This window comes from Bradyrhizobium sp. LB13.1, assembly GCF_054056815.1.
The window spans coordinates 6445612-6471991 of the sequence record NZ_JBSRYQ010000001.1 but is presented as its reverse complement, the minus strand read 5'-3'; the positions used below and the strand labels follow the sequence as shown (position 1 = coordinate 6471991).

The 26380-nt window shown below is 65.2% G+C and carries 22 protein-coding genes and 5 pseudogenes; 10 read left to right on the top strand and 17 right to left on the bottom strand.

Annotation, left to right across the window (positions count from 1 at the left end; translation table 11 throughout):
- Positions 1-163 precede the first annotated feature (163 nt).
- A complete protein-coding gene (locus ACVWYI_RS31335) occupies positions 164-1237 on the bottom strand; it encodes a tartrate dehydrogenase (RefSeq protein ID WP_456664083.1) in 1074 nt (357 codons plus the stop codon).
- A gap of 20 nt (positions 1238-1257) precedes the next feature.
- A complete protein-coding gene (locus tag ACVWYI_RS31330; RefSeq protein WP_456664082.1) occupies positions 1258-2556 on the bottom strand; it encodes a D-galactonate transporter in 1299 nt (432 codons plus the stop codon).
- Positions 2557-2711: 155 nt separating this feature from the next.
- Here ACVWYI_RS31330 and ACVWYI_RS31325 point away from each other — a divergent pair, with 155 nt between their 5' ends.
- The gene (locus ACVWYI_RS31325; protein WP_456664081.1) at positions 2712-3629 is read left to right on the top strand and encodes a LysR substrate-binding domain-containing protein; all 918 of its coding nucleotides are present in this window, start codon (positions 2712-2714) and stop codon (positions 3627-3629) included.
- Positions 3630-3665: 36 nt separating this feature from the next.
- Complete coding sequence (locus ACVWYI_RS31320; protein WP_456664080.1) at positions 3666-4490, top strand: aspartate dehydrogenase; 825 nt, start codon at positions 3666-3668, stop codon at positions 4488-4490.
- Between the two features lie 3 nt (positions 4491-4493).
- Here the strand turns inward: ACVWYI_RS31320 and ACVWYI_RS31315 are convergent.
- From ACVWYI_RS31315 to ACVWYI_RS31265, 11 genes and pseudogenes are all read right to left on the bottom strand, one after another.
- Positions 4494-5801: pseudogene (locus ACVWYI_RS31315) on the bottom strand (PQQ-dependent sugar dehydrogenase).
- 142 nt (positions 5802-5943) lie between these two features.
- Positions 5944-6153, bottom strand: a complete 210-nt coding sequence (locus ACVWYI_RS31310) for a hypothetical protein (RefSeq protein WP_354049359.1) — start codon at positions 6151-6153, stop codon at positions 5944-5946.
- Positions 6154-6445: 292 nt separating this feature from the next.
- Positions 6446-7072, bottom strand: a complete 627-nt coding sequence (locus ACVWYI_RS31305) for a methyltransferase family protein (RefSeq protein ID WP_247347659.1) — start codon at positions 7070-7072, stop codon at positions 6446-6448.
- 29 nt (positions 7073-7101) lie between these two features.
- The gene (locus ACVWYI_RS31300) at positions 7102-8133 is read right to left on the bottom strand and encodes an NAD-dependent epimerase/dehydratase family protein (protein ID WP_456664079.1); all 1032 of its coding nucleotides are present in this window, start codon (positions 8131-8133) and stop codon (positions 7102-7104) included.
- Between the two features lie 29 nt (positions 8134-8162).
- On the bottom strand, positions 8163-8699 hold the full coding sequence (locus ACVWYI_RS31295; RefSeq protein WP_456664078.1) for an Mpo1 family 2-hydroxy fatty acid dioxygenase: 537 nt from the start codon (positions 8697-8699) through the stop codon (positions 8163-8165).
- Between the two features lie 154 nt (positions 8700-8853).
- Positions 8854-9525 carry an OmpA family protein gene (locus ACVWYI_RS31290; RefSeq protein ID WP_456664077.1) on the bottom strand — a complete coding sequence of 224 codons (672 nt, stop codon included), beginning with the start codon at positions 9523-9525 and terminating at the stop codon, positions 8854-8856.
- Positions 9525-9941: a hypothetical protein gene (locus ACVWYI_RS31285; RefSeq protein WP_247347651.1), complete on the bottom strand. Its 417-nt coding sequence runs from the start codon at positions 9939-9941 to the stop codon at positions 9525-9527. Before ACVWYI_RS31285 ends, ACVWYI_RS31290 begins: the two co-directional genes overlap by 1 nt.
- An 88-nt stretch (positions 9942-10029) precedes the next feature.
- Entirely contained in the window at positions 10030-10320 is a 291-nt protein-coding gene (locus tag ACVWYI_RS31280; RefSeq protein ID WP_456664597.1) for a type II toxin-antitoxin system HicB family antitoxin, read from the bottom strand.
- A 78-nt stretch (positions 10321-10398) separates the two neighbouring features.
- A pseudogene (locus tag ACVWYI_RS31275) lies at positions 10399-10551 on the bottom strand (type II toxin-antitoxin system HicA family toxin); the annotation flags it as partial.
- Between the two features lie 76 nt (positions 10552-10627).
- The gene (locus ACVWYI_RS31270) at positions 10628-10816 is read right to left on the bottom strand and encodes a hypothetical protein (RefSeq protein ID WP_456664076.1); all 189 of its coding nucleotides are present in this window, start codon (positions 10814-10816) and stop codon (positions 10628-10630) included.
- Positions 10800-13214: an ATP-dependent helicase gene (locus ACVWYI_RS31265; RefSeq protein WP_456664075.1), complete on the bottom strand. Its 2415-nt coding sequence runs from the start codon at positions 13212-13214 to the stop codon at positions 10800-10802. The genes ACVWYI_RS31270 and ACVWYI_RS31265 overlap by 17 nt, the downstream gene beginning before the upstream one ends.
- A 251-nt stretch (positions 13215-13465) precedes the next feature.
- On the opposite strand from ACVWYI_RS31265, the gene ACVWYI_RS31260 reads away from it, so the two are divergent.
- Positions 13466-13639, top strand: coding sequence for a DUF1328 domain-containing protein (locus tag ACVWYI_RS31260; protein WP_007613448.1), 174 nt, complete (start codon positions 13466-13468; stop codon positions 13637-13639).
- A gap of 63 nt (positions 13640-13702) precedes the next feature.
- Here ACVWYI_RS31260 and ACVWYI_RS31255 read toward each other — a convergent pair whose 3' ends face one another.
- Positions 13703-14197 carry a thioesterase family protein gene (locus tag ACVWYI_RS31255; protein ID WP_456664074.1) on the bottom strand — a complete coding sequence of 165 codons (495 nt, stop codon included), beginning with the start codon at positions 14195-14197 and terminating at the stop codon, positions 13703-13705.
- Between the two features lie 87 nt (positions 14198-14284).
- Between ACVWYI_RS31255 and ACVWYI_RS31250 the strand changes: the two genes are divergently transcribed.
- Positions 14285-15709 carry an FAD-binding oxidoreductase gene (locus ACVWYI_RS31250; protein WP_456664073.1) on the top strand — a complete coding sequence of 475 codons (1425 nt, stop codon included), beginning with the start codon at positions 14285-14287 and terminating at the stop codon, positions 15707-15709.
- A 116-nt stretch (positions 15710-15825) separates the two neighbouring features.
- On the opposite strand, the gene ACVWYI_RS31245 is transcribed toward ACVWYI_RS31250, so the two are convergent.
- Complete coding sequence (locus tag ACVWYI_RS31245) at positions 15826-16023, bottom strand: hypothetical protein (protein ID WP_456664072.1); 198 nt, start codon at positions 16021-16023, stop codon at positions 15826-15828.
- 54 nt (positions 16024-16077) lie between these two features.
- Here ACVWYI_RS31245 and ACVWYI_RS31240 point away from each other — a divergent pair, with 54 nt between their 5' ends.
- Positions 16078-17139 (top strand): Spy/CpxP family protein refolding chaperone, encoded by a 1062-nt coding sequence (locus ACVWYI_RS31240; RefSeq protein WP_456664071.1) that lies wholly within the window; start codon positions 16078-16080, stop codon positions 17137-17139.
- Between the two features lie 124 nt (positions 17140-17263).
- Complete coding sequence (locus ACVWYI_RS31235; RefSeq protein WP_456664070.1) at positions 17264-17626, top strand: hypothetical protein; 363 nt, start codon at positions 17264-17266, stop codon at positions 17624-17626.
- Positions 17627-17832: 206 nt separating this feature from the next.
- Here the strand turns inward: ACVWYI_RS31235 and ACVWYI_RS31230 are convergent.
- Positions 17833-19501: pseudogene (locus tag ACVWYI_RS31230) on the bottom strand (SulP family inorganic anion transporter).
- A gap of 297 nt (positions 19502-19798) precedes the next feature.
- Positions 19799-21283, bottom strand: a pseudogene (locus ACVWYI_RS31225) (caspase family protein).
- A 430-nt stretch (positions 21284-21713) separates the two neighbouring features.
- Here ACVWYI_RS31225 and ACVWYI_RS31220 point away from each other — a divergent pair.
- From ACVWYI_RS31220 to ACVWYI_RS31205, 4 genes and pseudogenes are all read left to right on the top strand, one after another.
- A pseudogene (locus tag ACVWYI_RS31220) lies at positions 21714-22746 on the top strand (TRAP transporter substrate-binding protein).
- Between the two features lie 22 nt (positions 22747-22768).
- Positions 22769-24622 (top strand): TRAP transporter large permease, encoded by a 1854-nt coding sequence (locus ACVWYI_RS31215; RefSeq protein ID WP_456664596.1) that lies wholly within the window; start codon positions 22769-22771, stop codon positions 24620-24622.
- A gap of 12 nt (positions 24623-24634) precedes the next feature.
- The gene (locus tag ACVWYI_RS31210) at positions 24635-25612 is read left to right on the top strand and encodes a hydroxyacid dehydrogenase (protein ID WP_456664069.1); all 978 of its coding nucleotides are present in this window, start codon (positions 24635-24637) and stop codon (positions 25610-25612) included.
- Positions 25613-25822: 210 nt separating this feature from the next.
- Positions 25823-26296, top strand: a complete 474-nt coding sequence (locus tag ACVWYI_RS31205) for a hypothetical protein (RefSeq protein WP_456664068.1) — start codon at positions 25823-25825, stop codon at positions 26294-26296.
- Positions 26297-26380: the final 84 nt, after the last annotated feature.

The following is a 26380-nucleotide window of genomic DNA, read 5'->3' as shown; positions in this document are numbered from 1 at the left end:
CTCTCCCGCGTGCGGGAGCGGGGTGGGGAGAGGGTGCCTCCGCGATCGAGAACCCCCGAGAGGAGAGAGCCCCCACCCGCCGCGCTTCGCGCGTCGACCTCCCGCAAGCGGGAGAGGTACAGCGAATCTGCCGCAAGACTAACCTCAATTAGAGGCTGCGATCTTAAGCATTCGATCCGTGGATCGCGTCGATCACGGCGTCGGTCACTTCCCGTGTCGTCGCCTTGCCGCCGACATCGGGCGTCAGGACGCCGGCCGCGCAGACGCGTTCGACGGCCGCCATCAATCGAATTGCAGCGTCCTTCTCGCCGAGATGCTCCAGCATCTGCGCGCCGGTCCAGAACGTCGCGACCGGATTGGCGATGCCTTTGCCGGTGATGTCGAAGGCCGAACCGTGGATCGGCTCGAACATCGAGGGGAAGCGGCGCTCCGGATCGATGTTGCCGGTCGGCGCCACGCCGAGGCTGCCGGCCAGCGCGCCGGCGAGGTCGGAGAGGATGTCGGCGTGCAGGTTGGTCGCCACGATGGTGTCGAGGCTCTTGGGATGCAGCGTCATGCGCACGGTCATGGCGTCGACCAGCATCTTGTCCCAGGCGACATCAGGGAATTCGGCCGAGACCTCGGCGGCGATCTCGTCCCACATCACCATGCCGTGCCGCTGAGCGTTCGACTTGGTCACGACCGTCAGGAATTTGCGCGGTCGCGACTGCGCGAGCTTGAACGCGTAGCGCATGATCCGCGTCACGCCGACGCGGGTGAACACCGCGACCTCGGTGCCGACCTCTTCGGGGAGACCCCTGTGGGCGCGGCCGCCCATGCCGGCATACTCGCCCTCCGAATTCTCGCGCACGATCACCCAGTCGAGATCGCCGACGCCGACATTGCGCAGCGGCGAGGCGACGCCCGGCAAGATCTTGGTCGGCCGCACATTGGCGTATTGGTCAAAACCCTGGCAGATCGGCAGCCGCAGGCCCCACAGCGTGATGTGATCGGGCACGTCGGGCGCGCCGACCGCGCCGAAATAGATCGCGTCGAATTTCTTGAGCTCGGCAAGGCCGTCAGCCGGCATCATCAGGCCGTGCTTCTTGTAATAGTCCGAGCCCCAGTCGAAGGTTTTGATGTTGAAGGCGAGATCGCCGCTGCGTTTGGCCAGTGCCTCCAGCACGCGAACGCCGGCGGAGATGACTTCGGGGCCGATGCCGTCGGCGGGGATCGCTGCAATCAAATGGGTGCGCATGGGGTGCTCCGTTTCAGATATCAATGGGATTGTGTGACGGGTTCGACGGGCGCGGTCTTCACGCGCGACAATAGCAGGGTCAGGACCGCGGAGAGAACAAGCAGGCCGGCCACGAAGTAGAGCCCGCCGACGAAACTGCCGGTCTGGTCCTTGATCCAACCGATCATGGCGGGACCGACGAAGCCGCCGAGATTGCCGATCGAGTTGATGGTGGCGATGCCGGCTGCGGCCGCAGGGCCCGACAGGAACAGCGTCGGCATGCTCCAGAGCGGCGGTTTTGCCGAGGAGATGCCGATATTGACGAGTGTCAGCGCGACCAGCACGGTCACGACGCCGATCGCAAGTCCGGCAAACGCAAGCCCCGCGGCCGCGAGCAGGCAGGCCAGCACGACGTGCCAGGTGCGTTCGCCTGTGCGGTCCGAATGCCGCGCCCACAGCACCATGGCGACGACGGCGGCGCTCGCCGGCAACGCATTGAGGAACCCGACCTGGAGCGTGGACAGGCCGAACTGCTTGATGATCTGCGGCGCCCAGACGCCGAGCGTGTAGAGGCCGGCCGAAGTGCCGAAATAGATCAGCGCCAGCGCCAGCACGCGCGGATCGGCGAGCCCGCGCCAGATGCTATGCTTCGAGGTCGCAGCCTTGCTGGTGCTCTCTACGTTCATGGTCTCGACCAGCCAGCGCCGCTCGTCATCCGCGAGCCATTTGGCTTTCTCCGGGCGGTCGGTGAGGAATGCCAGCACGACGAAGCCGAGCAGCACGGCCGGAAACGCTTCCAGCACGAACAGCCATTGCCAGCCCTTGAAGCCGAGCATTCCGTCCATCTCCAGGAGCGCACCGGAGACTGGCGAGCCCAGCACGGTCGAGAGCGGCGCCGCCGCCATGAACAGCGCGGTCACCGCGGCACGCTGGCGCGCCGGAAACCAGTAGGAGAGATAGAGGATGATGCCGGGAAAGAACCCGGCCTCGGCGACGCCGAGCAGGAAGCGAAGCACATAGAAGCTGGTCGGCCCCTGTACGAAGGCCATCGCGGCCGAGACGATGCCCCAGGTGACCATCACCCGCGCGATCCAGATCCGCGCGCCGACCTTGTGCAGGATGATGTTGGAGGGCACCTCGAACAGGAAGTAGCCCCAGAAGAAGATGCCGGCGCCAAAACCGTAGACGGTCGGCGACAGGCCGATGTCCTTGTTCATCGTCAGCGAAGCGAAGCCGATATTGACGCGGTCGATGAAGGCCACGAAGTAGAGCAGCATGATGAACGGAACGATGCGCCATGTGATCTTGCGCAGCACGCGCGTCTGAATCTCGCTCGCCATCCCAGCCCCCCTGTCCCGTTTTTCTCGTTATCGGCAGACCCGGTGGTCCATGCCGACAAGGAGCCTAGGCGGAGGAAGGCCCGGGACTCAATTGGCGCTGGTTTATACAAAAAAATGATATAATCGTCTCCGGGAGCGGGACGAGAGGATAGGGAATGGAATTGCATCAGCTTCGATGCTTCGCGGCGGCGGCCGAGCAGTTGCATTTCGGCCGCGCGGCGCAGCATCTCCAGATGCTGCCTTCCGCGCTCGGCCGCCAGATCAGGCTGCTTGAGGAGGATCTGGGCACGCGGCTATTCGCGCGGACGACGCGTGCGGTGTCGCTGACGGAAGATGGCGCGACTCTGCTGCGCGATGCCCGTGCCATCCTCGCCCGCGTCGAGGCGGTCGAGAGCAATCTGCGCAATCGCTCGCGCGCGGGGGCTGCTCGAAAACTCCGGGTCGGTGCTATCGACAGTGCCGCAGCAGGACTTTTGCCGGCGTTACTCCGCGATTTTCGCGCAAAGCATCCGGAGGTCGCGGTGCAGCTTCTCGAGGACAAGACGGTGCGGCTGCCTGCCAAAGATTTTGACCGGCGCGCTCGATCTCGCCTTCGTGCGTCCCCCCATCAGCGGGACAAGCGGCTCGAATTCCGCGATCTCCTGCAGGAGACAGCCATCGTGGCGTTCCCGCAGCGCCACGCGCTCGCCGAACGCAAGGCGATCACGCTGTCCCAGATCGCCGACGAGGCGATGCTGGTGCCGGACCGCCGCTCGCGGCCGCACAGCCACGACCTCACGATAAAACTGTTCGAGCAGGCCGGATTGACGCCACGCATCGTGCAGGTCGCCGACGAGAAGCAGACCATCATCAATCTCGTCGCAACGAAGCTCGGGGTTGCGATCGTGCCGCGCTGGACCACGCGGATGGCGGTATCAGGCGTGCGCTTCGTGCCGCTGCGGCCCAAGCAGATCGGCCCCGTCGGCCGGCTGCCGCTCGCTGCCGTATGGCTGCGCGGCTCGCGCGACCCGGCCCGCGACGCGATGCTGTCGGTGCTCGAGACGCGCCTGCGCAGCTATGCGCGCGACGCCTGAGCGGCTATGACATCGGCTGGCGAGAGGGTGGATGCGATGACTGAACGGCGAGCTTCGGACGAATTGCGGGTTGCCATCGCAGGGCTCGGCTCGATCGGCACCAAGATCGCAACCGCGCTCGATCAGGGCATCGAGGGCCTGACTCTTTCTGCCGTGGCGGTGCGCGATCCCGCAAAGCATCAGACATTCCTCTCCGGCCTGCGTCATCCGCCGCAAATCATGCCGATCGACCAACTCGGGGACGCCGCCGATATTGTGGTGGAGTGTGCGCCGAGCAGCCAGTTGCGCGCGATCGTCGAGCCCGCGGTGAAGCGCGGCAAGGCCGCGGTCGTCGTCAGCGTCGGTGGGCTGCTCGACAATTTCGATCTTGTCGATCTCGCCCGCGCCAATGGCGGCCGCATCCTGGTGCCTACCGGCGCGCTGATCGGACTCGACGCCGTCAACGCCGCCGCCATCGGCACCATTCATTCGGTGAAGATGGTGACGCGCAAGCCGATCGACGGCTTGCGGGGCGCGCCGTTCATCGTCGAGAACAATATCGATATCGACAATCTGCGCGAGCCGCTCAAGCTGTTCGAAGGCTCCGCGCGCGAGGCTGCAAAGGGTTTTCCGGCCAATCTCAACGTCGCGGTCGCGCTGTCGCTCGCGGGCGTCGGGCCGGACCGCACCTTGGTGCAGATCTGGGCCGACCCGACCGTGACACGCAATGTTCATCGTATCGAGGTCGAGGCGGATGCGGCGCGCTTCTCGATGTCGATCGAGAATATCCCGTCCGAAAATCCCAAGACCGGCCTGATCACGGCACTGTCGGTGATCGCGCTGCTCCGCAAGCAGCGCGCCACGCTCTGCGTCGGAACGTAACCTTCACGCGCCCGTCACGCGCCAGATCACGTTGCCGACGTCGTCGGCCATCAGCAGCGACTTCTTGTCGGGGCCAATCACGACGCCAACCGGGCGGCCGTAGGATTCCTTCTCGTCCGGGGCCAGGAAGCCCGACAGGATGTCGCGACCGGGACCGGAGGGCTTTCCGTTCTCGAACGGGATGAACACCAGTTTGTAGCCGGACAGCTTGCTGCGATTCCACGAGCCGTGCTGGCCGATCGCCATGCCGTCCGGGAAGCCGGGCAGTGTACCCGCCGGCATCCAGCACAGGCCGAGCGAAGCGGTGTGTCCGCCGAGCGCATAGTCCGGCGTGAGCGCCTTGGCGACCAGCGTCGGATCCTGCGGGCACGCGATCGTCCACCGTCTTGCCCCAGTAGCAATAGGGCCAGCCGTAGAAGCCGCCGTCGCGCACCGAGGTCAGATAGTCCGGCGGCGTCTCGTCGCCGAGGCCGTCGCGCTCGTTGACGACGGTCCAGAGCACGTTCGTGGTCGGCTCCCAGGCCAATCCGACCGGATTGCGCAGTCCGGCGCCGAAGATGCGGTGCGTCCCGGCGACGAGATCGAGCTCGTAGACCGCGGCGCGGCCTTGCTCGACCTCCATGCCCATCTCGGCGATGTTGCTGAGCGAGCCGACGCCGGCATAAAGCTTTTTGCCGTCGGGGCTTGCCAGCAGGCTGCGCGTCCAGTGGCCGTTCGGCTTGAATGTGGTGAGGCGCTTGCCCGGCGCGGTGATGCGGTCGGCGTTCGCCACGTACGGGAAGGCCATCACGCCATCGGTGTTGCCGACATAGAAGGTGTCGCCGACCAGCGCCATGCCGAACGGCTGGCTGAGATTCTCCATGAAGAGGCTCCGCGGACTTCGGCGACGCCGTCACCGTCCTTGTCGCGGAGCAGCGTGATGCGGTTGGCGCTGACGCCGAGCGCGGCGGCGCGCCGCATCGTCGCCTGCATCGCGTAATGAAACACCGACCTCGGCGCGCCCGCGATCTGCGTCGCTTCCGCAATCAGCACGTCGCCATTGGGCAGCACTTCGATCCAGCGCGGATGGTCGAGGCCGGTCGCGAACGCATTGACCTTGAGCCCGGGAGCGACCGTCGGCTTCTGTCCCTCGCTCCAGCCGCGCGCCGTCGGCATCTTCAATGTCGGGATGGCGCCTTGCGGCTTTGCTTGGGGAATGGCGGGCGACTGGCCCCAGGCCGGCGCGGGCACGGTGCCCGACAGCTTCCGCCATTGCAGCGCGATGCCACCGAGGAGCGCAACGAACTGCGCAAAGATGCTGGAAAAAGTCATGAGAAGCCCCTGTTTGCGCGCGCATCCAACTGGCTGACGGGGCAGACGTCAACCTGTGTGGCACGCCGTCGGGCTCTATTCCCGTGGAATGGCAGCCGTTCGAATTTGCATGGGACGACCGCCGACGGGCTGTGCCCGGAGATCAGCGGCCGATCTGCCGCTCCAGCCCGCGCGCCGCGCGAAAATCATCCAGATGATGGATGTTCGGCGCGAGCGCAGCCTCTCTGGACAGGAGCTGATAGACTCGCGCCACCGTGCGCTGCTTCTGCTTCGACTGCCCGGGCGGCAGTGCCCGCGCCTTGCGGACGGCGGCGATCGCGTGCTCGCGAAAATAATCGTAGGCGTCGGACATGCTCGATGCTCTGCGGTCAGTGCAGGTGGCGAGGCGTCAACGGGCTGGAAGGAGGGCAGTTCCTCGGCGGAATGTTCAGAGCGCGCTAATCCATCACCGTCATCCTGAGGTGCGAGCCATGGGGCGCGAAGCGACGCATGGGGAGCCTCGAAGGATGGCCGGCCGGCTGCATCTTGGCCGCGCATCCTTCGAGGCTCGGCTCGCGATGCATGCGCATCGCAAACCTCGCGCCTCAGGATGACGGAGTTGGCACTAACGCTGGCAGAGAAAATGGTGGACGCGGTCTGCTACTTCACCGCGGCGCCAGGAACGGGATGATCATCGGCACGCGGCGGCAATAGGCGCCGTAGGCGTCTTCGCCGAGCTCCTTGGACAGGAACACCTCTTCCATCCGGCCCTTCTGCCACATGCCGAGCGAGATCAGGATCGCGCCGAGCATCGCAGTCACCGTGCCGACCGCGATGCCGGTCACCAGCATGCCGAGGATCAGGCCGGTGTAGATCGGATGGCGCACGATGCCGTACGGGCCGGTGTCGATGACGCGGTGGTCTTGCTTGTGAGTGATGGTGTTGGACCAGAATTGTCCGAGATGCAGCCGTCCCCACCAGGTGAAGGAGATGCCGGCCAGCACGATCAGGGCCGTGATATAGACAGCGGTATTGCTGAACACCCAGAGCGGCTTCTCACCGAGCACTTCCGCGGTCCACGGTGTGAACAGGATGCCGCCGACCAGGATCGGGATGCGATAGCGCCCGGACTCCAGCGTCATCACCTGCTTCTGGGTGCGGCCTTGCCAGAACGAGGCGCCGACCCAGCTTGCGAGCCAGGCGAGCCAGATCAGGGCGAGCAGTTGCGTCGGCCAGGTCGTGGTCCAACCACCCCAGGCGACAGAGAGAAGCTTGCTGAAATCGAAGGACATGCGGAAAGGTTCTTTGGGTTGGCGGCAGCTCAGCTGGCGCGCGAGGAGAGCGCGTGATGCTCGATGGCGCTGGAGGCAAGCGCGCCGCCGCGGGCGAGAAGATGGGTGATGGTTTCGCGCAGGACCGGCTCGACCGGGCGCGGCGAGTAGCCGAGCTCGGTGCGCGCCTTGTCGATCGAGAGGTCGCTCGCCGCGAGCGCGATGCGCACGCCCTCGGCGGTGCCGTTGGGCGGCCGGCGCGTGACGTGATCGGATAGATATTCGAGCATGATCGCAGAGAGCTCGGCAATCTTGCCGGGAACGACGACCGGGAACTGCCGGCGGCCCCTCATCGTGGACATCATTCGCAGGATCTGGCCGAGCGGAACGCAATCGCCGCCGAGGATGTAGCGCTGGCCGATGCGGCCGCGTTCCATGGTCAGCACGAGGCCCATGGCCACGTCGCGGACGTCGACGAGATTGACCAGGAAGTTGAGGTGCGGTTGCACCTTCTTCTGGAGGAAGTACCACAGCATCGCGGTCGGCGGCGTCAGATTGTGGTCGGCAGCACCGATCGGCATGGTCGGCGTGCCGATCACCAGCGGAAAACCTTCAGCGGCCGCCTTCGCGGCGCAATGCTCGGCCAGCGATTTCGACCGCGTGTAGGCGCCCGGCATGGCATCAGCTGGCTGCAGCGCTTCTTCGGCGGGAACACCGCCCAGGTCAGAATACGGGAACAGGATCGATTCCGTCGAGCAGTGCAGGAAGCGGGAGACGCCACGCTTCATCGCCGCCGCGAGCACGATCTCTGTGCCGCGGCAATTGACGTCGTGAAAGGCCTGCTTGTCGGCGACCCACATGCCGGGCAGGCCGGCGAGGTGATAGACCTGATCGACGCCCGCGATCGCGGCATCGACCGCGGCGCCGTCCAGCACCGATCCATGGGCATATTCAACGTCGGCATTCGCCGTGGCCGGCGCACGCACATCGAGAACACGCACCCGCTGCCCACGGGCGCGGAGCGCTTCTACGAGATGATGTCCGATGAAGCCGCTGCCACCGGTAACCAGTACGAGAGCCATGCAGAAGGTTTGCTGTTTCGCGTCTAGAACTATCGGGTTGAAAGGGAATTGGTCGGAAGAGGCGCCATAATCGCGGCAAGGTCGCGACGGAAGCCCAATGCAATGAATAATTTCGCCATGACAAACATCGGTCCGAGCAAGAAATGGGCGGGGTGGTCAACCATCGACGGCTGCCGCTCCTCAAAAACCTTGTGACCGACGATCTGCGATGCGACGCCAGACCCGATCAGCACCGCAAAAATCGACCACATCATGACGATCGAGACCTGATTGCCGATCGCGGTTGCGACAGAAAGCAGCACGATCATCGAGGCGAGGATGCCGAGCCCGATCCCGGCGTCCAGCATCAGCCAGTAGACCAGCACGGGCAGAGCAAAAATCACGGCCAGGCTCACCTCGATCCCGAACAGCGGGACGTGCACCAGGGTCAGCGGCAGTACGGCCCCGGTGAAGAGCAGGAGGATGCCGACCACGTGCATCGCGCAGTTCCAGGGATCGCGATGATATTGGACGTAGTCGGCCAGTTGGCGTTGAAAATAACTGGCCATCTCGGTCTCGTGCAGCATGGGGTCGGGGAAGGGCGAAAAAAGCCTATAGCACCTGATAGCGCGGTGCACAAACCGGCGTTATTGTCGCGCAAAGCCGATCTGTCGCGCTGTGAGACAGGTCACAAAAGGGCAAGACTTCAAAGGGTTCCGTCAGGCGCCGGGGCGCATGCGCTCAGTGCTTCCTGGCCGGCTTTTTCGTCGCAGGCGCAGGCGCGGCAGCCGGGCGCGCAGGCTCGTCCTCCGGCAGCTTGGCAAAGGTCTGGATCTGCAACTGGCCGTTGGCGGTCGAGGTCGGCTTGGCTCGGTCGAGAAACTGCTCCTCGCCGAGGCCGATCGGATGCAGCCGCTTGGTCGAGATCTTGAACGTGTTCACCAGCACGTCGCGGATCGCGTCCGCGCGGCGCTGGCTCAGGATCGCGTTAGCCTCGCGCGTCTTCACGTTGGATTCGACATGGCCGACGATCAGGAAGGTGTAGGGCAGCAGCGAGGCATGGACCAGCGCGTCGGCAATGCGGCCTACGGCCTGGTAGGACGCCGGCTGGATGATCGGCGTGTCGGCGTCGAACTGGATCTGCGCGGTGAAGGTCGGCAAATTGGCCAGATCCGGCGCGATCAGCGGCCGGTTCACCGGACCCGGATCGTTCTTGATCCTGGCCTTGGCCCGCTCCATCACCTGCAGCTTCAGCGCGGGGATATCGATCTCAGCGGGTTGTTCGAAATGGTTGAGCTTGGCGACGATGTCGTCGCGGGTCGGCGGCGCCGTCTGCGCTTCTGCCGCGCCCGCGAGCAGGGCAAGACCGAGCGCGATGCCAATTGCGGCGGTGGAAAGCGTGTTCGCGCGCATCACCGATATCCCGCGTCGTCGACGGCCTTCAGGCAGTTGTTGCTGATGCCCTTGGGCGTCGAGATCAGGCAGGGGATCGCCTTGCTGGTCTCCTTGGTCGAGCCGCCGCAGACCTTGACGATCTCGCGCTGGCAGACGTTCGCCACGGTGACGCGGGCGGCAACGCGCTTCTGGATGGCATCGAAGGCGCCGAGATAGTCGCTCTGGCACTGCTGCGAGAGCACGTCGCGGTTGCGGGAAAGGCACTCCTTCAGGCGGGTCGAGTCCGGGTTGACGCCGCGGCAATTGGCAACGATTTCCGCACCGCAACTCTTGGCCAGGAGCCCGAGTGAATCGCCAAAGCTCATGGTCTCCGCCGCCGCAAGCGACGGCATACCCAATGCCAGCAAGATCAGTGTGATGGAGCCCCGGACCATGGCTGCATCTGATACGGGGAAGTTCGCGGTGGTCAAGGCCTGTTCGGACCAGAACTGTCGACAGGCCGGCCAGTGCGGCGAACAGTCCTCACTCCGCAGCGTCTGCGCGGGCCGGCAATTCGATCAGGGCGACCATGTAGTTCCTGAGATCGTCGGCGACGTTCGGATCGGCCTTGAGCTCGGTCAGGGTCCTGGGCCGGGGAAGCTGGCGGCCATCCCCACTCAGATCTTGCGCGTAGAGCTCCAGAGCCTCGGGCGCATTGTGCAAGGCCTCGTCGATATCGTCGCCACCGGAAACGCAGCCGGGCAGGTCGGGAAACCATACGCCAACGGCGTGGTCCGGACCGGCGTCCTCAATGATGGCAATGTAGTGAGCCATTTCGACCTCAGTCGGGCTTCCAACCCGCGCCCTTATAGATGGCACGGACCAATTAGATGGCACGTAGATGGCACGGACCAATCCCTTTCCCAAGTCCTTCTTGGGGTGCGGAATGACGAGCGTTTCCCCTGAGACGGGGCTTTTGAACACGTGGTGGGAGCCGGTAACGCGCACGAGCTTCCACCCCTCTCGTTCCAGGCGCCGAATGATATCGCGGCTCGCGGTCAGCATGACGTTCCCCCAAAGAATCATCTGACCGTAAAACTAGTCCGGGCCAACTAGCGCTTAGTGAGCGCGCCGCAATCGCTCACGCCCGTTGCACAAAGCTGTCCACGACCTTCTTCTCGCCTGCCTTGTCGAAATGGATGGTGAGCTTGTTGCCGTCGATCTTGGTGACGTGGCCGTAGCCGAATTTCTGGTGGAAGACGCGGTCGGAGAGCGAGAATTCCGAGGTCGTGCCGGTGGATTTGGCGACCAGCTCACCCTCGATCGTCATCGGGCCGCGGCGGCGCGAGGAGAAGCTGCCGAAATCGGGCGGAGGACGATTGGGACGAAAACGACGAGGCCTGTTCCTCGAAGCTGCCGCGGCCGCCATTGCCGCCCCCGCCGCCGCCGCGATTGCGATTGGCTTGGGCGCGCTGCCAGCCCGGGGTCGAATAGGTGGAGCCGAACGCCTCCATGTCGTCGAAGCGGGAGGCGCCGTAGCCGCCGGTGCCGCCCCAAGCCGAGCCGCCCTTGGATTCGGTGATCTCGACATTGGCCGCCGGCAGCTCGTCGAGGAAGCGCGACGGGATCGTGGTCGACCAGGTGCCATGGATCCGGCGGTTGGTCGCGAAATAGATTTTGGCGCGGCGACGGGCGCGGGTAATGCCGACATGGCCGAGTCGGCGCTCTTCCTCGAGACCGGCGCGGCCCTGTTCGTCCAGCGTGCGCTGGCTCGGAAACAGGCCTTCCTCCCAGCCGGGCAGGAACACGTTGTCGAATTCCAGGCCCTTGGCCGAATGCAGCGTCATCAGCGACACCGCGTCCTCATCGGCGCCGCTGTCACGGTCCATCACCAGCGAGATGTGCTCCAAAAACCCTTGCAGGTTCTCGAACTCCTCCATCGAGCGCACCAGCTCCTTGAGATTCTCGAGCCGGCCCGCGGCGTCCGCCGAACGGTCCTTCTGCCACATCTCGGTGTAGCCGCTCTCGTCGAGCACGATCTGGGCCAGATCAGTATGCGCCGTGACCTCGCGCTGGGCGCGCCAGCGGTCGAACTGGGCGACGACCTCGCGCAGGCTTCCGCGCGCCTTCGGCTTCAGCTCGTCGGTCTCGACCACCGCGCGCGCCGCCTCGAACAGCGGGATGCGGCGCTTGCGGGCGTGGTCGTGCAGCATCTGCACGGTGGCGTCGCCAAGGCCGCGCTTGGGCGTGTTGACGATGCGCTCGAAGGCGAGATCGTCGGCCGGTGAGTTGATGACGCGCAAATAAGCCAGCGCATCACGGATTTCGGCGCGCTCGTAGAAACGCGGGCCGCCGATGACGCGATAGGGCAGGCCGAGCGTGACGAAACGGTCCTCGAACTCGCGCATCTGGTAGGAGGCGCGCACGAGAATTGCGATCTCGTTGAGCTTGTCGCCCTGGCGCTGGATCTGCTCGATCTCCTCGCCGATGCCGCGGGCTTCCTCTTCCGAATCCCAAGAACCCGTCACCGTGACCTTCTCGCCGTCCTGGTCCTCGGTGCGCAGCGTCTTGCCGAGCCGGCCCTCGTTGTGCGCGATCAGGTGCGAGGCGGCGGCGAGGATGTGGCCGGTCGAGCGGTAGTTGCGCTCGAGGCGGATAACCTTGGCGCCGGGAAAATCGTGGTCGAAGCGCAGGATGTTGTCGACCTCCGCCCCGCGCCAGCCATAGATCGACTGGTCGTCGTCGCCGACGCAGCAGATGTTTTTGACGGGGGGCGGAGTCGTCATTCCGGGATGCGCCAAAGGCGCAGACCCGGTATCTCGATTGTCGGACTCATCTCTGGATTCCCCGACGTGCAATTGCACGTCGGAGTTCGGCTCTACGAGCCGCTCCGGACTGACAGCGGGTGTGGTTGGCTTCGACGGCGCCTGCGACAACAACCGCAACCACAGATACTGCGCGACGTTGGTGTCTTGGTACTCATCGACCAGGATGAATTTGAAGCGCTGCTGGTACTGCCGCAGGATATCGGGGTGCTCGCGGAAGATGCGGATGTCTTCGAGCAGCAGATCGCCGAAATCGGCGGCGTTCAGGATCTTCAGCCGCTCCTGGTAGCTCGCATAGAGCTTGCCGCCCTTGCCGTTGCCGAACACGGCGGCTTCGCCTGACGGCACCTGCGACGGCGTCAGGCCGCGGTTCTTCCAGCCGTCGATCAGGCCGGCCAGCATGCGCGCCGGCCAGCGCTTGTCGTCGATATTGTCGGCTTGCAGGAGCTGCTTGAGCAGCCGGACCTGATCGTCGACGTCGAGCACGGTGAAGTTCGACTTGAGCTGCGCCAGTTCGGCATGGGTCCGCAGGATGCGCCCGCCGATGGAGTGGAAGGTGCCGAGCCACGGCATGCCTTCGACGGCATGGCCGAGCATCTGGCCGAGCCGGTGCTTCATCTCGCGGGCGGCCTTGTTGGTGAAGGTCACCGACAGGATCTCGGCGGGGCGAGCTCGGCCCTGGCTCAGGATATGGGCGATGCGCGTGGTCAGCACGCGGGTCTTGCCGGTGCCGGCGCCGGCCAGCACCAGAACCGGGCCGTCCAGCGTCTCCACCGCCTCGCGCTGCTCCGGATTGAGCCCGGACAGATATTTCGGGCCCACCGAGGCGCGCGCGGCGATGCCGCCGGCTGCGGGCTGGTGGTCGGGGACACTCTGGGACGGGATCTTGCTCGGCTCGGTCATGCGAATCATTTGGCCCCACGTTGGCACCGCGGGGTGGTGAAAGGGGAGCCTTCTTAACAGGGATTGGTCCCTATATGGGTCTGCGGGGAGGGGTTTTCCACGTGCGTGGAAAGTCAATTTGTTCCTGCTGGTCAGGCGAATTTCCGGCTTCAGCGGCCCGGAACCATTGTTCCGCGTCGGCGATTGGTTCTGCAAGTGAGGCGCGTCAGCCGCGCCGACCGCAGACAGACATCGAAACAGAGGTTCGGATCATGCTTAGCTGGGTTGTGACGTTTCTGGTTATCGCCCTGATCGCCGGTATTCTGGGCTTTGGCGGCCTCGCCGGCGCGTCGATCGAAATCGCCAAGATCATCTTCTTCATCGCGGTCGTGCTGTTCCTGGTCTCGGCCGTTGTTGGATTGGCTCGCGGCCGTACCAGGGTCTAGCGCGGTTTGATTTGGTGCATGATCTTGCCGGAAAACCGCTTCGCACTTTTCCGGATCCATGCATTACCGCTTCGAGGGCATCGCCACGCTTCGGCCGATGCCCTCGGCCCGCGGCACGGTACTGTGGGCCTTGACCACCGCCGCAATGCGCTCGCGGATGTCTGGTGGAAAGGCCGCCACCTTTCGTGAGCCCATGTCGATGTGCAGCGACATGTTTTCGGAGGTCGCCGACAACCAGCCGTCGGTCGCGTGTCGCAACTCCTGGAACGTGTGCAGTCGCTTGTCGTCGGCTTCCAGCAGCCAGACCGACACCTGCACGGGATCGCCGAGGTGGATTTCGCGCAAGTAGCGCACATGGCATTCGGCGGTGAAGGTCGAGCCGCCGCGCTCCTTCATGTAGCCCGGTCCAATCCCGAGCGTCAGCCACATCTGGTCGACCGCGCGGTCGAACATCACGTTGTAATAGGCCATGTTGAGGTGGCCGTTGTAGTCGATCCATTGCGGCTCGATCTGCATGATCGCGGCGCGGAATGGCACTATGGCGGCAGTCTCCAGCATGTTTTCTTCCCCAGCTATGCGCCCGGTCGCTTGACTTGACCGGTGAGATGTCCTTTGCCACGGTTCGTCTCGTCGGGAGGAACGTCCGTGGGTACGACCATCACCAATAATCCGCCGCGGCCGGCGCCGAAAGCCCTCGCAAGCGCGCTGGAGCAGCTTGCCGCACGGTTCGGCAACCGCCTCATCACCTCGCAGGCCGTCCGCGAGCAGCACGGCCATACCACCACATGGATCGTGAACCAGCCGCCGGACGGCGTGGTGATGGCGCAGGAGACCGCCGACATTCAGGACGTGGTGCGGATCTGCGCGAAGAACGGCGTGCCCGTCATCGCCTTCGGCACCGGCACCTCGCTCGAGGGCCAGGTCAACGCACCCGCCGGCGGCATCTCGATCGACCTGCGCGACATGAACAAGGTGCTGGCGGTCCATGCCGAGGATCTCGACTGCGTGATCCAGCCCGGCGTCACCCGCAAGGCGCTCAACGAGCATCTGCGCGACCAGGGCCTGTTCTTCCCGATCGATCCCGGCGCGGATGCTTCGCTCGGCGGGATGGCCTCGACGCGCGCCTCCGGCACCAACGCGGTGCGTTACGGCACCATGCGCGACAGCGTGCTGGCGCTGAAGGTGGTGCGCGGCGACGGCGAGATCATCACGACCGGCACGCGCGCGAAGAAATCATCCGCCGGCTACGACCTGACGCATCTGTTCGTCGGCGCCGAGGGCACGCTCGGCATCATCTCGGAACTGACCATCCGTCTGCGCGGCATCCCTGACACGATCGCGGCCGGTGCGGTGTCGTTCGAGACCGTGCACGGGGCGTGTCAGGCCGTGATCCTGGCGATCCAGACCGGTATTCCCGTGGCGCGCATCGAGTTGCTCAACGCTGCGCAGGTGCGGGCCTGCAACGCCTATTCGAAGCTGACGCTGCCGGAGACGCCGCTGCTGCTGATGGAATTCCACGGCAGCGAGATCGAGGTCGCCGAGCAGTCCAAGGCCTTCGCCGAGATCGCCGGGGAGTACGGCGGCGGCGATTTCTCCTGGACCACCAAGCCGGAGGATCGCACAAAACTGTGGCAGGCGCGGCACGACGCCTATTGGTCCGTCAAGGCGCTGCGGCCCGGGGACAGCATCGGCGTGGTCGCGACCGACGTCTGCGTGCCGATCTCGCGCCTGGCCGATTGCGTCAACGAGACCGAGGAAGATCTCAAGCGCCTCAATCTGTTGTCGCCGATCGTCGGCCATGTCGGTGACGGCAATTTCCACTGCTCGCTGGTCTGCGACACCAACGATTCCGATGAGATGGCGCGCGGCGAGGAATTCATGCATCGCCTGGTCGAGCGCGCGCAGGCGATGGATGGCACCTGCACCGGCGAGCACGGCATCGGCCAGGGCAAGCAGAAATATCTCAATGCGGAACTCGGCCCCGAGGCGATCGACGCGATGCGGGCGCTGAAAAAGGCGCTCGATCCCCAAAACATCTTCAATCCCGGCAAGATTGTGCCGGAGGCGTAGCGCCCGGCGTGACATCGCGGTCGCGGAACTTTCCCCAGCCACGCCGGTTCCAATTCCCGTAGACTTCCGATGCCTCAATGGCGCGGCTCTGCGGGAGGATGCGATGTTGCGACCGATCATTGGAATTGCCGTGATGGCGCTGGCCTGCAATGCTGGCGGGCACGGCTCTGGGCAAGGGCGGTGGTGGCCATGGCGGTGGGCACGGAGGTGGTCATGGCGGCGGTCATGGAGGTGGTCATCATGGAGGTGGTCATCATGGTGGTGGCCATTTCGGTGGTCACGGTTTCGGGCACGCGCATGGTGGCGGCGGGCATCGCGGGATGCGGTTCGCAACCGGAGCCCGACATGGGGGCCCGAACTTCGGTCAGATGCGGAATGCGGCCGTGCGTCCCGCGAATTTTCGCAATGCGCTCAACGCGCACTCCAGCGCCTTCCGCAACGGCCGTCTGATCAGCAATCCGGCGGCGCGGGCCCAGATCGCAGCCGCTGCCGCACTCGCCGGCTGGCATGGCGCAAGCAGCGGATGGTGGCAACATGCAGGGGGCGGCTATGGCTGGGTCGGACCGCTGTTCTGGCCTTTCGCCTATAACGACCTCTACGACTACACGATCTGGGGCGACGGTCTCGGCTTCTGGGGCTACGGCTATCCCGACGTCTATGCCGGCATCTTCGGGCCCTATGGCTATGACGGTCTCTCGGCCTATCTGCCGCAACGTCCGCAGGGACGACGGCAAGCGCGAGGCGTTGCGCTCGACCAGCTTTGCGGCAGCGACCGCCGCGAAATCGTCGGTCTGCCGATCGACCAGATCGCAGCTGCGGTGCAGCCGACCGATGCGCAAGGGGCAAGCCTCGACGATCTCGGCAATGCCTCGATCCAGGCGGCGGAGATGATCCGCGCGTCCTGTCCGGCGCAGGTCGCGGCGACGGCGCCCGGTCGGCTGGCGGCGATGCAGCAGCGCATCGAGGCGATGGAGAAAGCCGTCGATCTCGTTCAGCCCGCACTGGATAAATTCTATGCCTCGCTCAGCGACGAGCAGAAGGCGCGCTTCAATGCGCTGGCCGACGATCAGCGTCGCGCGACAGCTTCCAACGCTGCCAGTGGATCGCTGGTCCAGAATTGCGGAGCGTCTGCGGCACTCGATTGGCCCGGCGCCGACATCGAGGCGAGGCTTCATCCCGACGGCACCCAGCGCGCTGCGCTGCAGGTGCTCCAGGATACCAGCGCGAAGGTCAGCGCATCGCTCAAGGCGGCTTGCCAGCCCAACGACGTGATGACGCCGCCGGCGCGAATGGCCGCGATGCACAAGCGGCTCGACCTGATGCTGGATGGCGTCAAATCGGTGCGCGCTGCGCTCGAAGATTTCTATGCCACGTTGAACGACGAGCAGAAGGCGCAGTTCGAGGCGATCGGGCCGCGTCGGACGTCCTGAACGTGTCGCGAGCCGCGGAGTGTGGCGGAAAAAACCGCCTCGCCGATCTCACCACGGTTCTCTATGCTGGGCGCGGTTTGAAGCGTGACGATGCGGCGGCTGGAAGACCACGGGTGGCGGGGCGATGAAGTGGTTCGCGCGCAAGACGCGACAGGACATCTGGGACGAAGCGATCGAACGGCCGCTCGGCGACATCGAGGCCGCCGAGCGCATCCGTACGATCTGTGACGCCGCTGCGGCGAGTGCGGCAGGCTCTGCGCGCAACGACAAGCACGAGAGCGTGCGCTACGAGCGGGCGGCGAAAGTCGCGATGGAAATCGCGATGAAGATCTCGGATGGACTGATGCGTGACGACGCAGTCCATCGCATCGTCGATCTCTGCATGAAAGCGGGCGACCTCAAGACCGCGCAGATCCTGTTTCGCGCGATCCATGCCAGCTGGATCCGCGAAACGATACAGCGCGATCACCCGACGCTGGTGCAGTGAGCGCTGGATGTTGCCGCGAGGAAAGTGCGCTCCCTCCCTCGCTTGCGGGGGAGGGGTGGGGAGAGGGTGTCTCCACCAGCGATATATCGCGAGTGGATAAAGCCCTCACCCGCCACGCTCTTGCGAGCGTGTCGACCTCTCCCGCAAGCGGGAGAGGTGCACCGAACCCGCGGCGCGATCGGATTTCAACCCAACACCACTGAGCCTTACCTCGCCAGCTTGCGCACGGCCCTCGTCGACGCTGTGGAAGACGTGGTCCCGCGGCAGCGCCTCGAACAGCCTGAACCGCTCGAACGCGTCCTGCGCGCGCACCGATTCCAGCCGGGCCAGCGCCACCGTGACGCCCTGTTCGCTGCACGCCCTGAACACGTCCAGCAGGATCTGCGCGGCGGTGAAGTCGATCTCGACCATGCCGCTCGCCTCCAGTACCAGCAGTTGCGGGGGCGTCGCGCCGAGCACCTTGGTCACGTCGCTGCGGAAGCCGGGCGCGTTGAGGAAGGACAGCGGCGCCTGCAGCCCGATCACGGCCACACCGGCGATGCGTTCGCCGGTGATGTGCGGATGCGCCGGCCACCAGATCGTGGTGCCCGGCACGCGCTCGAACTCGACCAGCCGCGCGCGGGTCGTGCTCCAGATGCCGTGCAGCAGCGACAGCACGATGCCGAGGAACGCGCCCTGCTGGATCGGCAGCAAGATAATCAGCGCGGCGGTGGCGACGATCAGCAGGAATTCGCTCGGGGCTTGGCGATAGATCGTGACGATCTGCTTCACGCGGATGATGCGCAGCGCGACGAACAGCAGGATGCCGCCGAGCGCGGCGTCCGGAACGTGCTGCAGCAACCCCGTTCCGAATGCGAGCAGCGCCAGCACGATGGCGGCCGCGGCGAGGCCCGCAAGCTGCGATTGCCCGCCGGTCTCGGCGACGATGCCCGTTCGCGGCGGGCTGGCATTGACCGGAAACGCGCCGAACAGTCCCGCCAGCACGCTGCCGGCGCCCGCGCCGAGGAAATCGCGATCGACATCGGCGGGCTTGTCGGGATCGGATGGGAACGAGCGCGTCGTCGCCGCGGTCTGCACCATCACCACGACCGCGATCACGAAGGCCAGCGGCACGAGGCGCACCCATTGCTCCGGTGCAAGATCGGGGAAGGTCGGCCGCGGCAGGGTGCCGGGCACGAGGCCCACGACGTTAACGCCTTTGCTCTCGAGGCCGAGGGCGATTGTGGCCAAGGTCGCGGCGACGAGCCCGATCAGCGCGCCCGGAATTTTTGCGCTGACCTTCTCGGCGACGAAGACCACGGCCAGCACACCGAAGCCAATGCATAGCGTGAAGGGATTGCTGCGGCCGAGCTCGCTTGCGAGCACGCCGATGCGATCGAGCGTCGGTCCACTCGGCGATTCCAGGCCCAGCACGCCCGGCAATTGCGACACGATGATGTGGACCGAGATGCCGGCGAGGAAGCCGACCATGACCGGCACCGATAGCAGATTGGCGATGCCGCCGAGGCGGAACGCGCCGCCGGCCAGCATCATCGCGCCGACCATCAGCGCCAGTGCGATTGCGAGGCCCTGATAGTCCGGCGAGCCGGCGGCGGCCAGCGCCGCAAGCCCGCCGGCGAAGATCGGCGTGATCGTGGAGTCCGCGCCGCAGGACAGGAAGCGGTTGCCGCCGAGCATCGCAAAGCCCAGCGATCCCGCCATGAAGGCGAAGAAGCCGATCTGCGGCGCGAAGCCGCCGAGCCGCGCCGTGGCCATCTGCTCGGGGATCGCGATGGCCGCCAGCGTCAGCCCCGCCATGAGATCGCCAGGCAGCGAATAGGACGCGAGCGACCGGAATAGCGGCCAAGACCTCTTCGCGGGAGTGTCGTGCGGCATCGATGTGGAATCCCCGGAAGGCCTGCGTCGGACGATCAGACTACAGCAATTCCGGCTCGGAGGGCGGCAGATGGCGAAGATCCGCAACTCTCTCGTGTCCCGGACGCGCTGCAGCGCGTAGCGTTGCTGCGCAGTGCCGGGACCCAGGATGCTGCACAGTTCGCTGCTGGATGGGCCCCGGCTCTGCAGCGCACCGCCGAAGAGCGCTGCGCTGCGTCCGGGGCACGAGAGCCGCATCAACAGAAGTGTCCGCAAACCATGGGCTCGCGGACATCTCTCTCGACGTGGGCGGAAGCCTCAGTACCGGCCGCGGTCATTGTGATAATCGCCGCCGCGGCCGCCGCCCATTCCCATGCCCGATTCCGACACCGATGCCGATGCCTTGCATGACGGCGCCGGGAGGCGGACCGGGGGGCGGCGCGCGTTCGTAGATCACTTCATCAGGCGGCGGCCGCCGCTGCCTGGGCGGCGTGTCGACGACCTTGCGCTTCGGCGGCGTGTCGTCGACGCGCTTCTTGATCACAGGCGCGATTGTCGGATTGACAGGTGTTGCCGGTGTCGAGGGCGTGGAGCACGGGCAGGTCGGCGCCATCGCGATTGCGACCGGGACAGGAGCGGCCGCGACCACAGCAGGCAAGACGTAGTTGCGGTTCTGCACGCGGAGCAGCAGCCTGCGTGCGGTCGCAGCCAGATCGCTGTTGTCCCAGTTCGCCAGATAGGCCTCGAACGAGGCGCGGGTGTTGATCGCGGTGGCGCGCTCCCAGGCCAGCATCTGGCGCCGGCGCTCCAGCACCGTGCGCAGGCGCGGCGTACGGGTGTCCTGAGCGTACAACTCGATATAGGCCTGATACGCCGGCACGGTGTCGTCGGTGATCACGATCTCATAGGCGACCATGGCCGGCTTGCCCTGCAAATCCTTGCGCCAGTCATCGAGGCTGCGCGTGCCGCTCGCAAGTGCCATGGAGGATGCGCCGGGAAGCGCAGTTTGATCGCCGCTGCTGTCGCCGCCGAAGAACTTGAAGTCGGTCGTCAGCGACGAGCTTTCCCAGGGGATCTGCCGTCCGTCGGTCGATTGCGCCACGGCGACGCGGATGCGCTTGAAGACTTCCTCGATCGGCAGATTGGGCTGCTTGGCGACGGTCAAAGCTGCGGTGGTGTAAGGGCTGTCGATGCCGCTGCCGTCCTCGGCTTCCGCGCCGGGTGAGGTCGAATAGGAGATGAAGGAGCCGGGCGCGCCGGCCTTGGTGTCGACCATCGCAAGCCCGTGGCCGGCGCCGCTGAGGGCCGGGAACGGATTGTTGCGGCAGGCATCGAGCATGAAGATGCGCGCCCGCGTCGGCAGCGCGCCGAGCGTGTTGAGAGCAAATCGTTGAGCCGCACGCCTTGAAGCGGGATATCCGCCTCGCGCTTGGGGTCGAGATCGACCGGCACCAGATAGTTCTCGCCGTCGATCTGGAGGCCGTGGCCGGCATAGAACACCAGCGCGACCGTGTCGGCGCCGCTGGCGCTGACCTTGCCGGCGAAATCGGAGATCGTCGCGCGCATGTCGTTCTGCCCGAGATTGGCCGCCGTGGTGACGGTGAAGCCGGCATTGCCGAGCAGCTCCGTCATGCCCTTGGCGTCGTTGGCAGCGTTGGGCAGTTCCGGCACGGTGCGATAGGCCGATTGACCGATCACGAGCGCGAGCCGCGCTTCGGCCGCGGCCTCCGTCGGCGTCGTCAATTGCGTGAGCGCAAGAAGGCTGGAGGCAAGGAAAAAATTGCGAAGGACTGGACGGGGCATGGTGTCTCCTCCATCGGCAATGCGCGCGAGGATGTCACCTTTTCTAGGCCGCCGCCACGCGCCTGTCTGTGCACTGGATCACGTTGCGAGCTGCGGCAAAAAGGGGCAGCAGGTTTGCCAGAGCCGGTGCAGCATCGTTCTGGCACCATCCATGTGAATAGCGCATTGATCCATGCGCCAATTGGATTGATCTCGGGTGCTGCGCGAAAGCATGCCTTCGTGCCTCGGGCCCCATGCCGATCTGATCGGAAATCCCGCACAAACATGGTCATTTCGCCGCGCGTTGATGCCGTTGCTTTTTGCTGCACGCCGCCTTGCGACGGCCGGCCGCAAGCCTTGCCTGCGCCATCGCTTTGGCCATACAGTCCGCGCAACGGGTTGCGGCAACCACCGCGGCGCGAAAAAATAAGAATTGGGGAGAGACCGCATTATGTCCATCGTGCCCGTAAACCGTCGCGCGTTCATCAAGTCGTCGACGGGACTTGCCGCCGGCCTCGTGTTCTCCCCCGCACTGATTGGCCGCGCCGAAGCCGCGACGTTGAAGCTGAAATGCTCCTCCTCGCTGCCGAACGATCCCACAATTCGCTAACGGCCGCGTCTATTACGACAATCTCGTGAAGAACCTGAAGACGAACGGCCTCGGTGAGCAGGTCGAGGTCGCGTTCTTTCCCGACAACCAGTTGGGGCAGGAAATCGACGTCATCAACTCGGTGAAGCTCGGCGTCATCGACCTCATGGTGTCGGGCTCGTCGATCTCGGCCAATCTGGTGCCGCTGGTCGGCACCTATGACCTCGGCTTTCTGTTCTCGAGTTTCCCGCAGCAGACCAAGGCGTTCGACGCCGGCGCCGCCGAGCCGATCGAGGACGCGCTGCTCAAGGGCAGCAACATCCGCATCATCGCCTGGGCCTATAATTTCGGCTCACGCAGCGTCCTTGCGAAGAAGCCGGTGAAGACGCCGGAAGATCTCGCCGGGCTCAAGATCCGCACCCTGCCAAATCCCGTTATCACGGAATGCCTGCGCCTGATGGGCGCCGCCGCGACGCCGCTGGCGTTCGGCGAAATCTACACGGCATTGCAGGCCGGCGTGCTGGACGGGCTGGAGCACGATCCGCCGACCATCCTGGCGAGCAAGTTCTTCGAAACTGCGAAATTCTATGCGCTGACGCAGCACAATTTCTCGCCGCTCGCGATCTATTTCAGCGACGTGACCTACAATCGCATGGATCCGAAGCTGCGCGAGGGCTTTCTCGACGCCGCGAAGAAGGCCGCATCCGACACGCGTACCCATGGGCTCGCGGTCGAGAAGGAGGCGCTGTCGGCCTTGACCGAGAAGGGCGTGACGGTGGCTGAATGCGACCGCGAGGCGTTCAAAAAGCGTGTCGCGCCGCAGATCGAGAACTTCATCAAGGCGCGGCCGGAATCCAAACCCGTCATCGACATCATCCGCGCCACGCAAGCTTGAAATGGCCAAATCTGAGCTGGCGATGACGGGCGCCGCCTCCCTCTCGGGCGGCCGCCACGGGAGCATCGCACTGCTGCTTCGCGTCAGCGACGCGATCGCAGCCATCCTGCTCGCCGCAGATCTCGTCGTTGTCTGCGGTTCCGTACTGCTGCGCTTCTGCTTCAACGCGCCGGTCGAATGGTCCGACGACGTCGCGCGCGGCCTGATGGTCGGCTCGGCCTTCTTCGGCGCGGCGTGCGCACTCGCGCGCGGCGAGAATGTCGGCGTCTCCTTCTTTCGCGATCTGGCTCCGGTACGGCTACGCGCGCTGGTCGACGCCGCGAGTTCGCTGCTGGTGGTGCTGATCTCGGGCTACGTCGCCTACAACGCCATCAAGCTCGGCTCGTTGACGGCGGGCCAGACCACCGGATCTGGCTTGCCGCTGGAGCTGACCTTCTATCCGATGGGCATCGGCGCGCTGTTCATGACGGTGTTCGCGATCGACCATCTTTGCGCAAGGCCGCTCCCTGATATCGTCAGAGGCCTCGTTGCGATTGCCGTCGTGACCGGCCTTTATCTCGCCTGGGATTATCTGTCGCCCGCCACGGTGCCGTCGGCGGGAACGCTGATGCTGATCGGTTTCTTCGCGACGTTGGTCGGCGGATTGCCGATCGGCTTTGCGCTGGCGCTGGCCGCGCTGGTCTTCATCTGGGTCGAGGGCGCGCTGCCCGGCGTGATCTTCGCCCAGCAGATGGCGCGCGGCATCGACAATTTCGTGCTGCTCGCGATCCCGTTCTTCATCCTCGTCGGCTACCTTATGGAAGCCAACGGCATGTCGGTGCGGCTGATCGAGCTGTTGCAGCGTGGGGTCGGGCGCATGCGCGGCGGCCTCAACGTCGTGATGGTGGCCTCGATGGTGCTGTTCTCCGGCATCTCCGGCTCGAAGATGGCTGATGTCGCCGCGGTCGGCTCCGTGTTGATCCCGGCTGCGCGCCGCTCCAAGCAGAATCCGGGCGGCGCGGTGGCGCTGCTCGCGGCATCCGCGGTGATGGCGGAGACCATTCCGCCCTGCATCAACCTGATCATCCTTGGCTTCGTCGCGAACCTGTCGATCGGCGGCCTGTTCGTCGCAGGGCTGTTGCCGGCGGCGCTGATGGCGCTGGCCTTGATCGCCGTCTCCATCATCTTCGGCAAGACTCCGGCCGAGACCGAGGAGGTCGAGCCGCAGATGCCGGTGTCGGGGCTGTGGAGCGGCGCGATAGCGTCGTTCGGCCTGATCTTCATGATCTTCTTCGGCTTCAAGAGCGGCTTTGCCACCGCCACGGAAATCTCGGCCTTTGCCGTCGCCTATGCACTCGTCGTCGGCAGTGTCGTGTTCCGCGAGCTCAGCTTCACATCGGCCGCGCATAGTTTTGTGCAGGGAGCGACGCGCGCGGGGCTCGTGCTGTTCATCGTTGCCGCAGCGCAATCGCTGGCGTTCACGCTGACCTTGCAGCAGGTGCCGCATGCGGTCGGCGATTTCATGCTGGGATTGTCAAAGACCAGCGGCACCTGGTTGTTCATCCTGCTCGCGATCGGCGTGCTGATCGTGATGGGCTCGGTTCTGGAGGGCGCGGCCGCGCTGATCATCTTCGGTCCACTGCTGCTGCCGGTGGCCGTGCAGCTCGGTATCGATCCCCTGCATTTCGGCGTCGTGCTCGTGATCGCGATGGGCATCGGCCTGTTCGCGCCGCCGCTCGGGCTCGGGCTCTACGGCGCTTGCCTGATCGGCAACGTGCCGATCGAGCAGACGGTGAAGCCGATCATGGGCTATCTTGGCCTGTTGTTCCTTTGCCTGCTGGTGATCGCGTTCGTGCCATGGCTCAGCACGGCATTGCCGCGCGCGTTCGGCTACTGAAGGAGTGTTGCCGTGAAAGTCCTGCTGGCCCACACGCCGGAGATGCGCCGCAACTACTACGGTGATCGCAGCCTGAGCGGCCTGCGCGCGACCGCCGAGGTGGTCCTGCACGAGAGCGATGATACGCTGGACGCCGCCGGCCTCGTTCGCGCCGCGAAAGATATCGACATCATCGTGGCCGATCGCATGACCGAGGGCCGCGGCGAGATCTTTGCGCAACTGCCGCGCTTGCGCGCCTTCGTCCGTTGCGCCGTCGACATCCGCAACGTCGATGTCGAGGCGGCCTCGAACGCCGGCGTGCTCGTGACCCGCGCCGGGCCTGGCTTCGTGCAAGCCGTTGCCGAGCTCGCGCTCGGCTTCATGGTCGATCTCTCCCGCGGCGTATCGCGGGCGACGGCCGATTATCAGGCCGGCCGCCAGCCGGAAGCGCGGATGGGTCGTCAGCTCGCCGGCAGCAAGATCGGCATCATTGGCTATGGCAGCATCGGGCGTTACCTCGCCGAGGTGGCAAAAGTGCTGCGCATGGAGGTGCTGGTCTCCGATCCCTTCGCGACCGTCAGCGATGCCGCGATTCGGCAGGTCGGTCTCGACGATCTCCTCGCCGCGTCGGACTATGTCGTCTGCCTTGCGATCGCGAACGAAGAGACCGAGAGCCTGATCGGGCAGGCGGCGCTGGCGCGCATGCAGAGGCACGCCGTCTTCGTCAATCTGTCGCGCGGCAACCTCGTCGACGAGGCGGCGCTTGCGAAGGCGCTGCTGGAGGGCCGCATTGCCGGTGCGGCGATGGATGTCGGCCGTGCAGCTGACCAGATGCCGACTCCGGAACTGGCAAAACTTCCCAACGTCGTCGCGACGCCGCATGTCGGTGGGCTGACGCCGCAGGCGATCGAATATCAGTCGCTGGAAACCGTGCGCCAGGTCGAAGCGATCGTCAAAGGCGAGATTCCGCAGGGCGCGGTCAACGCCGAGCGCTGGACGCGGCGGCCCTGATCGACTGCGAGCGTGATCTGTTGAGGTCGAATTGAGCTTGGCACACGACTAAATGCACGCTTCTCCGTTCCCTCTCCCCTTGTGGGCAGGGCTATCGCATATGACGTCTCAGCGGCGCCTGAGCGAGCGCCTCGTCCTTCGAGACGACCGCTTCGCGGCCTCCTCAGGATGAGGCTCAGCTGCATCCATCTGCGTTGAAAATGCTGCCGCATGCTCATCCGTCATCCTGAGGGCCCGCCGCAGGGCGGGCGTCTCGAAGGATGGCCGCAGTCGAGCTTCCAGCCATATGTTTCTTCCTGTGCGATAGCCCTGACCCACAACGGGAGGGAACGCATCTCTTTCGAAGCGGTAGGCGAGTCTCGTCAAATCCGGCTCTACAGCCGGTCCACCGCTCTGAACGTCCCGTCCTTCTGGGTCACCGTCAAAAACACCTTCGGTTCGATCATCCGCATGCCGACGGTGACGGTGCTGCCGCTGATGTCGAAGCGGCCGATATCGTTGATGGCGCGCAGCAGGCTCGCGCGCGCGATACATCGGGAAAAGTCTTGCCGGGTGCGGGGAAGAGCTTCGGGAAAGCTATCTCCGCAGGATGAATCGGCGATGTATCGACGGCTCCGTACTACTCCGGGGAAACCGGCAACTTACGTCGACAAAGTTCGCATCATCCCGCACTTCATTAACTAAGCCGGGTCATGCGGAACGGCCGGGTTCCGAAATTGAGCAGTTCTTAACTGCGGTCCTGTTCCGATAGTGGCTCCGGCGGCTCAA

Bases quoted from the DNA above. Each gene is read 5' to 3' on its own strand.
- ACVWYI_RS31335 (WP_456664083.1), bottom strand. From the start codon at position 1,237: ATGCGCACCCATTTGATTGCAGCGATCCCCGCCGACGGCATCGGCCCC.
- ACVWYI_RS31330 (WP_456664082.1), bottom strand. From the start codon at position 2,556: ATGGCGAGCGAGATTCAGACGCGCGTGCTGCGCAAGATCACATGGCGC.
- ACVWYI_RS31325 (WP_456664081.1), top strand. From the start codon at position 2,712: ATGGAATTGCATCAGCTTCGATGCTTCGCGGCGGCGGCCGAGCAGTTG.
- ACVWYI_RS31320 (WP_456664080.1), top strand. From the start codon at position 3,666: ATGACTGAACGGCGAGCTTCGGACGAATTGCGGGTTGCCATCGCAGGG.
- ACVWYI_RS31310 (WP_354049359.1), bottom strand. From the start codon at position 6,153: ATGTCCGACGCCTACGATTATTTTCGCGAGCACGCGATCGCCGCCGTC.
- ACVWYI_RS31305 (WP_247347659.1), bottom strand. From the start codon at position 7,072: ATGTCCTTCGATTTCAGCAAGCTTCTCTCTGTCGCCTGGGGTGGTTGG.
- ACVWYI_RS31300 (WP_456664079.1), bottom strand. From the start codon at position 8,133: ATGGCTCTCGTACTGGTTACCGGTGGCAGCGGCTTCATCGGACATCAT.
- ACVWYI_RS31295 (WP_456664078.1), bottom strand. From the start codon at position 8,699: ATGCTGCACGAGACCGAGATGGCCAGTTATTTTCAACGCCAACTGGCC.
- ACVWYI_RS31290 (WP_456664077.1), bottom strand. From the start codon at position 9,525: ATGCGCGCGAACACGCTTTCCACCGCCGCAATTGGCATCGCGCTCGGT.
- ACVWYI_RS31285 (WP_247347651.1), bottom strand. From the start codon at position 9,941: ATGGTCCGGGGCTCCATCACACTGATCTTGCTGGCATTGGGTATGCCG.
- ACVWYI_RS31280 (WP_456664597.1), bottom strand. From the start codon at position 10,320: ATGGCTCACTACATTGCCATCATTGAGGACGCCGGTCCGGACCACGCC.
- ACVWYI_RS31270 (WP_456664076.1), bottom strand. From the start codon at position 10,816: ATGACGATCGAGGGTGAGCTGGTCGCCAAATCCACCGGCACGACCTCG.
- ACVWYI_RS31265 (WP_456664075.1), bottom strand. From the start codon at position 13,214: ATGACCGAGCCGAGCAAGATCCCGTCCCAGAGTGTCCCCGACCACCAG.
- ACVWYI_RS31260 (WP_007613448.1), top strand. From the start codon at position 13,466: ATGCTTAGCTGGGTTGTGACGTTTCTGGTTATCGCCCTGATCGCCGGT.
- ACVWYI_RS31255 (WP_456664074.1), bottom strand. From the start codon at position 14,197: ATGCTGGAGACTGCCGCCATAGTGCCATTCCGCGCCGCGATCATGCAG.
- ACVWYI_RS31245 (WP_456664072.1), bottom strand. From the start codon at position 16,023: ATGCCCGCCGCCACCATGCGCGTGCCCGAAACCGTGACCACCGAAATG.
- ACVWYI_RS31240 (WP_456664071.1), top strand. From the start codon at position 16,078: ATGCGGAATGCGGCCGTGCGTCCCGCGAATTTTCGCAATGCGCTCAAC.
- ACVWYI_RS31235 (WP_456664070.1), top strand. From the start codon at position 17,264: ATGAAGTGGTTCGCGCGCAAGACGCGACAGGACATCTGGGACGAAGCG.
- ACVWYI_RS31215 (WP_456664596.1), top strand. From the start codon at position 22,769: ATGACGGGCGCCGCCTCCCTCTCGGGCGGCCGCCACGGGAGCATCGCA.
- ACVWYI_RS31205 (WP_456664068.1), top strand. From the start codon at position 25,823: ATGCTCATCCGTCATCCTGAGGGCCCGCCGCAGGGCGGGCGTCTCGAA.